The organism is Arthrobacter sp. 10T413_2 (genome assembly GCF_056394205.1).
On the sequence record NZ_JBFTHK010000155.1, the window covers coordinates 1 to 10481 of the forward strand.

At 64.8% G+C, this 10481-nt stretch carries 10 protein-coding genes and 1 tRNA gene; 7 read left to right on the top strand and 4 right to left on the bottom strand.

Translation table 11 applies throughout. The features are described from left to right. The first annotated feature begins 108 nt into the window (after positions 1-108). Both AC1DBQ_RS18425 and AC1DBQ_RS18430 read left to right on the top strand, forming a co-directional pair. On the top strand, positions 109-1671 hold the full coding sequence (locus AC1DBQ_RS18425; RefSeq protein ID WP_476929886.1) for an amino acid permease: 1563 nt from the start codon (positions 109-111) through the stop codon (positions 1669-1671). Between the two features lie 164 nt (positions 1672-1835). Continuing rightward, complete coding sequence (locus AC1DBQ_RS18430; protein WP_476929887.1) at positions 1836-2447, top strand: TetR/AcrR family transcriptional regulator; 612 nt, start codon at positions 1836-1838, stop codon at positions 2445-2447. Between the two features lie 15 nt (positions 2448-2462). Here the strand turns inward: AC1DBQ_RS18430 and AC1DBQ_RS18435 are convergent, their stop codons facing one another. The 3 genes from AC1DBQ_RS18435 to AC1DBQ_RS18445 form a co-directional block, all read right to left on the bottom strand. Further along, complete coding sequence (locus AC1DBQ_RS18435) at positions 2463-3098, bottom strand: DUF2461 domain-containing protein (RefSeq protein ID WP_476929888.1); 636 nt, start codon at positions 3096-3098, stop codon at positions 2463-2465. Positions 3099-3245: 147 nt separating this feature from the next. Continuing rightward, a complete protein-coding gene (locus AC1DBQ_RS18440; RefSeq protein ID WP_476929893.1) occupies positions 3246-4727 on the bottom strand; it encodes a catalase in 1482 nt (493 codons plus the stop codon). Between the two features lie 40 nt (positions 4728-4767). Next, the gene (locus AC1DBQ_RS18445; protein ID WP_091255988.1) at positions 4768-5235 is read right to left on the bottom strand and encodes a Fur family transcriptional regulator; all 468 of its coding nucleotides are present in this window, start codon (positions 5233-5235) and stop codon (positions 4768-4770) included. Between the two features lie 101 nt (positions 5236-5336). Here AC1DBQ_RS18445 and AC1DBQ_RS18450 point away from each other — a divergent pair, with 101 nt between their 5' ends. Together AC1DBQ_RS18450 and htpX are read left to right on the top strand one after the other, a co-directional pair. After that, positions 5337-6608, top strand: coding sequence for an MFS transporter (locus AC1DBQ_RS18450; protein ID WP_476929889.1), 1272 nt, complete (start codon positions 5337-5339; stop codon positions 6606-6608). Positions 6609-6674: 66 nt separating this feature from the next. Beyond that, positions 6675-7544 (top strand): zinc metalloprotease HtpX, encoded by an 870-nt coding sequence (gene htpX, locus AC1DBQ_RS18455; protein ID WP_476929890.1) that lies wholly within the window; start codon positions 6675-6677, stop codon positions 7542-7544. Between the two features lie 125 nt (positions 7545-7669). Here the strand turns inward: htpX and AC1DBQ_RS18460 are convergent, their stop codons facing one another. Continuing rightward, the gene (locus tag AC1DBQ_RS18460) at positions 7670-8161 is read right to left on the bottom strand and encodes a YajQ family cyclic di-GMP-binding protein (RefSeq protein ID WP_476929891.1); all 492 of its coding nucleotides are present in this window, start codon (positions 8159-8161) and stop codon (positions 7670-7672) included. A gap of 199 nt (positions 8162-8360) precedes the next feature. Between AC1DBQ_RS18460 and AC1DBQ_RS18465 the strand changes: the two genes are divergently transcribed. The 3 genes from AC1DBQ_RS18465 to AC1DBQ_RS18475 all read left to right on the top strand — a co-directional run. After that, a complete protein-coding gene (locus AC1DBQ_RS18465) occupies positions 8361-8615 on the top strand; it encodes a hypothetical protein (RefSeq protein ID WP_091255982.1) in 255 nt (84 codons plus the stop codon). Between the two features lie 150 nt (positions 8616-8765). Beyond that, positions 8766-8847, top strand: a tRNA-Tyr gene (locus AC1DBQ_RS18470). 888 nt (positions 8848-9735) lie between these two features. Continuing rightward, on the top strand, positions 9736-10481 hold a 746-nt coding region (locus AC1DBQ_RS18475), incomplete at its 3' end, for a hypothetical protein (protein WP_476929892.1).

Sequence of the window (10481 nt, forward strand, 5' to 3'; positions counted from 1 at the left end):
GCCCACATCCACGTCTCACTATGTGGGACAAATCGGGCMGTCCAGTGGATGGACATTACACTAGATAGGTCTGTTTCCAAACCAGTTATCGAGATTGCGGACTTTCCTATGAACCTTTTCCGGACCAAATCCATCKAGCAGTCCATGTCCGACRCCGATGAACCCGGACGCAAGTTGAAGCGCTCGCTCAGCACGTGGGACCTCATGATCATGGGGGTCGCGGTCGCCGTCGGCGCCGGGATCTTCTCGGTCGGCGCCAAGGCCGCCGCGAATTTCGCCGGCCCGGCCGTGACCATTTCCTTCGCGATCGCCGCCGTCACGTGCGCGCTCGCCATCATGTGCTACGCCGAGTTTGCCACGGCCATCCCGGTGGCAGGCTCCGCGTACGTCTTCACCTACGCGACCATGGGGGAAATCCTCGCGTGGATTATTGGCTGGAACCTGATCCTGGAACTCTTTACAGCCGGTGCCGTGATCGCGAAGTACTGGGGCATTTACCTCAGCAAGGTCTTTGCGCTCATGGGAGTCGAYGTTCCGCCGTCGATCTCCCTGGGCGGCGTTGACCTCTACTGGGGTGCCTTCCTGATCGTTGCCATCTTCACGGTGCTGCTGGTCCTCGGGACCAAGCTCTCCGCCCGGGTCGGCAACATCTTCACGCTCATCAAGATCGCGGTGGTGCTGTTCGTGATCGTAGTGGGCTTCACGTACGTGAAGTTCGAGAACTACACCCCGTTCGTGCCGGCCTCCGAGCCGACCGGCGGCACCGGAACCGCCGACGTCCTCAAGCAGTCCTTCTTCGGCTTCCTCACCGGCGCGGCCCCGGCCCAGTACGGCACGCTCGGCATCTTCGCCGGCGCCGCCCTGGTCTTCTTCGCGTTCATCGGCTTCGACGTCGTCGCCACCTCCGCCGAAGAGGTCAAGAACCCGCAGAAGACGCTGCCGCGCGGCATCTTCGGCGGCCTTGCGATYGTCACCGTGCTCTACATCCTGGTGTCCCTGGCCCTGACCGGCATGGTGTCCTACACCAAGCTGGCCGAGGCCAAGAACCCGACCCTTACCACCGCTTTCGAGGCCGTCGGCAACACCGACGCCGCCAAGGTCATCGCCTTCGGCTCCCTCGTGGGCCTCACCACCGTCATCATGGTGCTCCTCATGGGCCTGTCGCGCGTGGTCCTTGCCATGAGCCGCGACGGCCTGCTGCCGCGCTCCCTGTCCAAAACCAGCACCATTCGCGCGACGCCGGCCCGCCTCCAGATCATCTGCGGCGCCGCCGTGGCTGTCGTCGCCGGCTTGACCAACGTGGACCTGCTCGAGGAAATGATCAACATCGGCACGCTCTCCGCCTTCGTGATGGTGAGCCTRGGCATCCTGGTCCTGCGCAAGAAGCGCCCGGACCTCAAGCCGAGCTTCCGCGTCCCGTTCGGCAAGGTGCTCCCGGTTGTCTCGGCCGTGCTGTGCCTCTACCTCATGACGAACCTCGCTGTGGAAACCTGGATCTTCTTCGCGATCTGGCTCGTGATTGGCGTCGCGATCTATTTCGCCTACGGCCAGCGCCACTCCCGCCTGAACGAAAAGTTCGCGGCGGCCCGGGCCTCCGTGAATGGCCCCGCCAAGGACGACGCTCTCACCGCCGACCCGGCAAAGGAAGAGGACGCGCTCACCCGGTCCTGACAGCAAATGACCGGTCCAGACAAATCGAAGTCGCCGGAGACCTGCGAATTCGCCGACAACTTCCGGCGAATTGGCAAGGCTCCGGCGACTTCGGCGTTGGACCGTCCGGTTCGGGAGCCTGCAGCCGGCGGGCGCGGAGGACCCCGGCTCCCTAAGATGGAGACATGGGCCGCCCAGCAAGACCGGAACGCAAATCAGAGCTGTTGTCGGCAATTCTCGACTACCTCATGGACAAGACGCTGGCGGAGCTGACGTTTCGAAGCCTCGCCGACGGGCTGGGTGTCAGCAGCTACGTGCTGGTGTACCACTTCGGTCACCGTGAACAGTTGATCAACGAGATCATCCGCGGCATCGAATCCCGGCTGGACAGCATCCGTGCCGCCGACGTCCGGGACATMGACAGGGATGCCTGGCGGGCCTTCCTTCTGGAGTCCTGGCAGTGGACCATGGCGCAGCGCAACCGGCACCTGGCCCGGCTGGAATTTGAGGCGACGGCGCAGGACGTGGTGGCGGCGGCGCCGCGCGGCACAGCCCAGGAGCATTTCCGCATGCTGCACGAGAAGTCCCGGGACTGGCTCGTCATCCAGGGGATCCGGCCAGCGTTCGCCGACACCGACGCCCGTCTCTTCACCGCCGCGTTCTATGGGCTGCAGTTCGACTTTGTCGTCAACAACCAGCCCGAGGAAGCCACCGAGGCCTTYGAGCTGATGATGCTGGTCTTCTTCAACAACCTCGACMGGCGSCTCGCCACCGACGGCCAGCACATCTKACGCTGAAGGCCAGGGTCCAGGTCAGGGAGCCGCGTAACGGCCGACCCACTCCACCAGGGGACGCAGCTCCTCCCAGCGCCGGGCCACTTCCTCCACCGCCCCGGGACCGGCAAGCCAATCGGGCTGTCCCACGTTCTGGCCGGCCGTGAGGGACTTGTGTTTGAGCAGCCCGGCCCTGGGGTGGTCCTTGTCGAAGCCCCGCGGCACGGTTTTCAGGCTTTCGCCTTCCACGGCGAACCCTGCGGCCTCGACGTGGCGCACGATTTCCTGCAAAGCCTCTCCGCTGGTGGGGTCGTCCACGGCACCGCGAAAGCGTGCCAGCTGGGCCKGGGTGTGGGTGTGGCAGCCGCCGCCGATGAGGAGGCCGTCGGCACTGAGCTGGACGTAGAAACCCACTCCCTCYGCCAGCGCTGCGAAAGCTCCCTGCGCCGTCTTGTAGGGCGACTTGTCCGGCGAGAAGCGGACATCCCGGTTGGGTCGAAAGAGTTTCGCCGGGCCGAACCGGGGTTCCAGCTCGGCGAGCAGCTCGGTCAACGGCCCCTTCACCGCGGCATCGTAGACAGGCTTGTGCTCCAGCCACCAGTCCCGGTTGTTGTTCTGCTCAAGTTCGGAATAGAACCGGAAAGCGTCATCCGGAATGCCTGCAAATGCGGTCATGGCTAAATCCTAGGGATCTGCCGCGACGCGTGGCGAGGGCCGCGAGCACCTATGTGGAAAACGGCAAAACGCCCCGCCACGGATCTCCGGGGGATTTCCGTGGCGGGGCGTTCATCGGCTCAGCCGGTCACAAACGGGCCTTGCTGATTAGACCTTGTTGGCGGCCTCGGCGTCGGACTCAACCTGGCCGGCACCCAGGTTGGCGCGCAGCTTGGCGCCGAACTCGGCGTCGACGTTGGTCCAGTACTGGATGGCGCGTTCCTTGATGTCGGCGTTCTTGACGCCGCTGACGGCACCCGTGACGGTGTCCAGCAGGCGGGCCTTCTCGCCGTCGTTGAACACCTMGCGGTACAGCGTGCCGGCCTGGCCGAAGTCGCTGTCCTCAGCGTGCAGGGTGTGCGCGGAGAGGGTMAGCTCGCCGTCGTTCTCCCAGCCGCCACCTGCAACCGCGGGCTCCACGGCAGCGGGGCCGCCGACGGAGTTCGGTGCGTAGACCGGAACAGACGGGGCGTTGAAGTGGTAACGTCCCGCGCCGTCCTGGCTGTAGTTGTTGACCTGGTTCCTGGGCTGGTTCACCGGGATCTGGGCGTGGTTGGTGCCGACGCGGTAGCGGTGTGCGTCCGCGTAGGAGAAGATGCGGGCCTGCAGCATCTTGTCCGGGGAAGCGGCGATGCCCGGCACGAAGTTCGAGGGCGCAAAGGTGGCCTGCTCGATCTGCGCGAAGTAGTTCTCCGGGTTCTTGTTCAGCTCCATGGTGCCGACCTTGATCAGCGGGTAGTCCGAGTGCGGCCACACCTTGGTGAGGTCGAAGGGGTTGAAGCGGTACGTCTTGGCGTCCTCGTACGGCATGACCTGGACGTGCAGGTCCCAGGAGGGGAAGTTGCCGGCGGCAATGTTCTCCTGGAGGTCGCGGATGTAGAAGTCGCCATCAGCACCGGCCAAGGCCTCGGCCTCGTCGCCGGTCATGGACTTGACGCCCTGGTTGGACTTGAAGTGGTACTTGACCCAGAAGCGCTCGCCCTCGGCGTTGATCCACTGGTAGGTGTGCGAGCCGTAGCCCTGCATTTCACGCCAGGAAGCCGGCAGGCCGCGGTCGCCCATGAGCCACGTGACCTGGTGGGCGGACTCGGGGGAGAGYGTCCAGAAGTCCCACTGCATGTCKGCGTCGCGCAGGTGGGTGCCCGGGAGGCGCTTCTGCGAGTGGATGAAGTCCGGGAACTTGATGCCGTCGCGGATGAAGAACACCGGAGTGTTGTTGCCGACGAGGTCGTAGTTGCCCTCGGTGGTGTAGAACTTCACGGCGAACCCGCGGGGGTCGCGCCAGGTGTCGGGGGAGCCTGCCTCGCCGGCAACGGAGGAGAAACGGATGAGCATGTCCGTCTCGGTGCCGGGCTGGAACAGGGCGGCCTTGGTGTACTTCGAGACGTCCTCGGAGGTCTTGAAGGTACCGAAGGCGCCGCCGCCCTTGGCGTGCACAACACGCTMCGGGACGCGCTCGCGGTTGAACTGCGCGAGCTTCTCGATCAGGTAGTGATCGGTCAGGATGATCGCACCGTCGGCGCCGACGGACTTGGAGTGGGCGTMGGAAGTGACGGGAGCGCCGGACTGTGTCGTGGACACGGCGGGCACAGAGATGTTCTCAGTCATCATTCTCCTTTGGTTGGGTTTGTTAGTTTCGTTCGGAGGGAAGTTGTTGGGTGCGCTGGCAGTCCTGGCAGATGCCCTGGTACAGCACGTCCGCGATCTGGATGGTCATCGGCTTGGCGTTCGCGTCCCAATGCGGGGTGAGGCAGGGCGCGTGGCCCACGGCGCATTCGACGTCCTCCACGCGGCCGCAACTGATGCAGACGGCGTGGTGGTGGTTGTCGCCCACCCTGGTCTCGTACAGCGCGGGGGAGTGCGGGGGTTCGAACCGGCGCAGCATGTGCAGATCGGTGAGGTCGCCCAGGACCACATAGACGGACTGGGCGGTCAGGTCCGGCAGTTCCTGCCGGGCGGCGGCAAGGATCGCCTCCGCCGGCGAATGCGGGTGATGTTCGACGGCGGCCAGCACGGCCAGGCGTTGCTTGGTCACCCGACGGCCGTGGGCACGCAGGGCGGCCGCCCATGCGTCGTGGCTGCCCGAGGAATCCGTCATGGTCCCATTGAAGCACTTATTATGACTGCCTCACAATAAGGTAGTACTAACTACGTCCGTCCTCGTCACAAGCCGCCCGGGACCGCCGCTAGAGTTGCCCGGTGGGGAAATTTCTGGCGGACATGACGCCGTTGCGCGAAAGTCCGGCGTTCCGCCGCCTGTGGCTTGGGTCCTCCGTCTCGGCCCTGGGCAGCCAGCTGACCGTGGTGGCCGTCAGCCTGGAGGTGTACCGGCTGACCCAGGACAGCCTCTATGTGGGCCTGCTAAGCATCTTCGCCCTCGTTCCGCTGGTGTTCGGGGGACTTCTGGGCGGCTCGATCGCCGACGCGCATGACCGCCGCACGGTCGCCCTCCTGGCCTCGTCCGTCCTCTGGCTGACCACCGTCGCCCTGGCCCTGCAGGCGTGGCTGCAGCTGGGCAACGTGTGGCTGCTGTACGCCCTCGTGGCGGTGCAAAGCGGTGCCCAGGCCATCAACCAGCCGGCCCGCAGCGCCATCATCCCGGCCCTGGTCCGCAAGGAGCTGCTGCCGGCCGCCAACGCCCTGAGCATGATGAGCTTCGGCCTGACCATGACCGCCGKCCCGCTCCTGGCCGGCGTGCTCGTGGCCTGGATCGGTTTCGGCTGGACGTACACGATCGACGTCGTCAGCTTCGCCTTTGCGTTCTGGGCGCTCCTGAATCTGCCGCCCATGCCGCCCGGGAAACATGCCAGGCCGGCCGGGCTGCGTTCCGTGGTGGAGGGATTCCGCTTCCTTGGCACCCGGCCCAACCTTCGCATGACGTTCGTGATCGACCTCGTGGCCATGATCTTTGCCCAGCCGCGAGCGCTGCTGCCTGCCATCGGCGCCCTGATGATCGGCGGCGGCGAGGCAACGGTAGGCATCCTGCTGGCCGCCATGGCCGTAGGGGCGTTCCTGGCCGGCCTGTTCTCGGGGCCGCTGGGCCGGGTGCGCCGGCAGGGTGCCGCCGTCGTGTGGTCCGTGATGGGCTGGGGCGCTTCCATTGCGGCGTTCGGCCTGGTGGTTGTCCTCGCGGGGCATACCKGCGACGGCGGCGTGACGGTGTGGCTGCTGCCMGCCGCCTTGTGCTGCGCGCTCGCCGGCATCGCGGATTCCGTCAGCGCCGTCTTCCGCACCACCATCCTGCAGGCCTCCACACCGGACCACCTGCGCGGACGGCTGCAGGGCGTGTTCGTGGTGGTGGTGGCCGGTGGACCCCGGATCGGGGACATGCTGGYCGGCGGCGCGACTAAACTTTGGAACGAGGGATGGGTCCTGCTGCTCGGCGGCGCGCTATGCATTGCCGTGGCCTGGACGGTGGCCCACCTGCAGTCGGGATTCCTGCGCTACGACGCACGGAACCCGGTGCCGTAGCGGTTCGTTTTCCTTGGTAGGTCTGTGAACTGCAGGTCAGTGAAATACGGGTCATCAGGAGGACCAGTGCATCAGCATCAYAACGGACTGAAGACCGCGGCCCTTTTCGGGGTCCTGTGGGCGGTGCTGCTGGGTCTGGGCGCTTTCATCGCGGCCGGGACGCGCAGTGCCGCGCCGATCTGGATCATGGCCCTGGTCGGCGTCGGCACCACGGCTTATGGGTACTGGAACAGCGACAAGCTGGCCATTCGTGCCATGCAGGCGTATCCCGTCACGGAGGCCGAGGCGCCCCAGTTGTACCAGATCGTCCGGGAGCTGTCCGGCCGGGCCAACCAGCCGATGCCGCGCATCTACGTCTCGCCCACCATGGCGCCGAATGCCTTCGCCACCGGMCGGAACCCGCAGAACGCCGCCGTCTGCTGCACCGAGGGCATCATGCGGCTGCTGGACGCCCGCGAACTGCGCGGCGTCMTGGGCCATGAACTGATGCATGTCTACAACCGGGACATCCTGACGGCGTCGGTGGCCGCCGCCGTCGCCGGCGTCATCACGTCGGTGGCGCAGATGATGCTGCTGTTCGGCGGCGGGGATCGCCGMAACGCGAACCCGTTTGCCGCGATCGCCATGGCCTTGCTGGCCCCGTTCGCTGCCTCCCTGATCCAGATGGCCATCTCCCGCACGCGTGAGTACGACGCCGACGAGGACGGATCGTCGCTGACCGGCGATCCGCTGGCGCTCGCCTCCGCCCTGCGCAAGATCGAGCAGGGCGTGCAACTGGCGCCGTTGCCGCAGGACCAGAAGTTGGTCAACGCCTCGCACATGATGATCKCCAACCCGTTCCGCGGCGCAGGCGTGGCCAAGATGTTCTCCACTCACCCGCCGATGGCGGAGCGGATCGAGCGGCTGGAACGGATGGCCGGCCGCCCGCTCAGCTGACGCTAGCTGCGGTCTGGCGACGCGCGAATACGTTCCGCGACACGCAAAAGAGCTGGCGACACCGGAGTTCCGGTGTCGCCAGCTCTTTTGCGCGTCGTGAGGAAAATTGCGCCGGGGAGGGACCGCTAGCTGCGGAAGTTCACAAACTGCAGGTCGGCCTCGTCGAAGCCTTTCAGCAGGTTCATGGTTTCCTGGAGATCGTMGCGGGACTTGGACGTCACCCGGAGCTCGTCGCCCTGGATCTGCGACTTGACGGACTTGGGGGCCTMGTCGCGGATCAGCTTGTTGATCTTCTTGGCGAGGTCCTGGGCAATGCCCTCCTTGATGGAGGCCTCGAGCMGGAATTCCTTGCCGGAGGCGTAGGGCTCGCCCGTGTCGAGGGACTTCAGTGAGATGCCGCGGCGGATGAGCTTTGACTGCAGCACGTCGAGCACTGCCAGCACCCGCTCCTCGGAGTTGGCCTTCATGAGGATCTTCTCGCCGCTGAAATCGACTTCGGCGCCGACGCCCTTGAAGTCGTAGCGCTGGGCAATTTCCTTCTGCGCCTGGTTCAGCGCGTTGGCGACTTCCTGCTTGTCTACCTTGCTGACGACGTCGAACGTGGATTCGCCTGCCATGACTGTCCTCCTGATGGTTGCCGGGTGCCTGGTGAAAGGCCGGGATGTCTGCATTCCAGCCTAATACGGATACCCCCGATCCGGAGGCMCGCCGGCCGGGGCTACGTTTCACAGTCCGCTCATAGCTAACTCCTTGGGGGCACGAAGCCGGGCTGGGCAGAGTTGCAAGGGTTGGAACCGACGCTGAAAGGCAAAGAGCATGCACAACAAAGCCGTCCGCTACGTCACCCGCACCACCGCCGCCGCTGCCAGCACCCTGGCCACGACGGCGACTTCCGTTGCCGCCGCCGCGCTGGCGGCCTCCATTATTCTGAGCCCGGCCGCGGATGCCTCGGCCCGCCTGGACGGCGTCCACGCCGATCTGGCCCGCGCCGTTCAGCTGAACCAGGTCACTGCAGAGCAGGCAGCGCGTTTCGAGGCCCGGCTGGCCGGACGCATTCTCGGAGACGCCTGAATTTCCGGGCTTTTTGGCTCTCCAGGACGCMGATTCGATTCTTCGGCGGAAGTTCTGTAAAGTTGTCTTGCCCGCGGGTTCTGGAAGCGGAACGGACTGGAGACAGACGTTCCGGGACTAGGAATCGCGAGTGATCTTCTTTTGAAGTTCGGCAGATTACCCGAGCGGCCAAAGGGGGCTGACTGTAAATCAGCTGGCAACGCCTACGGGGGTTCGAATCCCTCATCTGCCACCCAAGCAAGGGCTCTACTTCCTAGCAATAGCTAGGAAGTAGAGCCCTTTGTCATTTCCCGGGCATGGTGCGTGGGCGCCTTGTGAGCGCGCCTGCCTGTGAGGCGGGCCGCAAGCCGCCCCATCATGTTTCCTTCGTGAGGATGCGTTACGGCTGCTGGTCGGCGGCCTTGGGTACGTCCTCCAGCACGGATCGGTCAAAGAAACGGACCTCGCCCGTTGCTTGGAAAAACACCGGAACTACAGAAGTGCTCGGGTCTTTTGAAGTTTCGTATATCTCGGGCGCGCTCCCGTGTTTTCGCGCAATGGTTCCAACCAGGTCGGTGCCGCGGACTCTGACGGTTCGATACTTGTAGCTGATGTGAACCCCTCCTAGTGAGTTGAGTCACACGTTACTCCACGACGGCAGGTCAGGGGCCCGTTGTCGGAATTGCGCCCACTCGACGTCGCCCGCCCTTCACCACAAAAACAACTGAATTACCGGGGTCCGGCCTCTGACGTGCGACGCAAAGAACTTTCAAATCCCTCATCTGCCACAATCCCGGTTCTCTCCACCGAGATTCGCGTGCCATTGAGTGGCACGGGCCGGCGTGGCCCTGGTCAGTCCCAACGACAGGCAGAATAGGCAACACGAAGACTGGCTCACCACGAATCAAGCAGGGGACTTCCATTGGGGACAGAGACAACACGGCCAGGCTCCAAAAGGCCTGACGACAACGAAGTACTCCGCCACGGCAGGGACGTCATCTCCGCTAACGCCCAAAAAGCCCAGCAGGACAACTATCTCGCCCAACTCTTGGATCCGCTGCGACACAACCTGCTGTCGCGCACCCGACCCATGCCCTCCGGTAAGTGCTTCCTCCGCCGCACATCAAAGTACAAGTACTGGATGGGCTACCAACTGGATCCGCTGCGGTGGATGGTGCACACGTTCAGCAACTCCCCAAACGCTGACGGCGGCGCCGAGGCACGGCAACTCGTGCAGTTGAACAATTTCGCCGCCTACCGCGCGAGCCTGTACACGAACTGGGACGAGGCGGGCTGGACGTGGAACGGTGCCAGCTGGGAGAACTCCGCCCCGTTGGCCGGGCGCCGGGCCTCGATCCGCAGCGAGTACGCCCGATTCACCTTGCCGTTGGGCAGCCGTGCGGCCCTTCTGCGCTTCCCCGCGCACTCCTCGAACGGGATTGCCGAAGTCCGAATGGTGGATGATCTGGGCACCACCCATACACCGTTTGATCTGCTGTCGGGACGGGCGATGCTGGAGGCCGGGCTGGTCACGCAGAGCGATATCGACGCGGGGAACATCAGATCCAGTGCCTATTACGTAAACCAGCACACGTACGGCGCAAGCTCCGTCACGGACGTGGTCCTGTCCACAAACCTCGATGCCCAGCGGACCTACACCGTAACCATCCTGGGGACTGGTGTACAGAGGGCCGGTTCCATCCCCGTCAATCTGGTTGGCGGTTCGTCGGCCGAGGTGGAATTTTCGGGGTGCCGAGCAACCCGGGCAGCAGTGTCGAAGGAGGCAGGCGGTAGTCCGGCCCAGGGCAACGCATACTTCCGATTGACTGTTACGGAGGGTGGCGCCGGCATCCACAACCAGCGGGTGGATATTACGCATCGTATGAC

Coding starts and splice junctions, on each gene's coding strand:
- AC1DBQ_RS18445 (WP_091255988.1), bottom strand. CDS start 5,235: ATGACGGATTCCTCGGGCAGCCACGACGCATGGGCGGCCGCCCTGCGT.
- AC1DBQ_RS18465 (WP_091255982.1), top strand. CDS start 8,361: ATGCACAACAAAGCCGTCCGCTACGTCACCCGCACCACCGCCGCCGCT.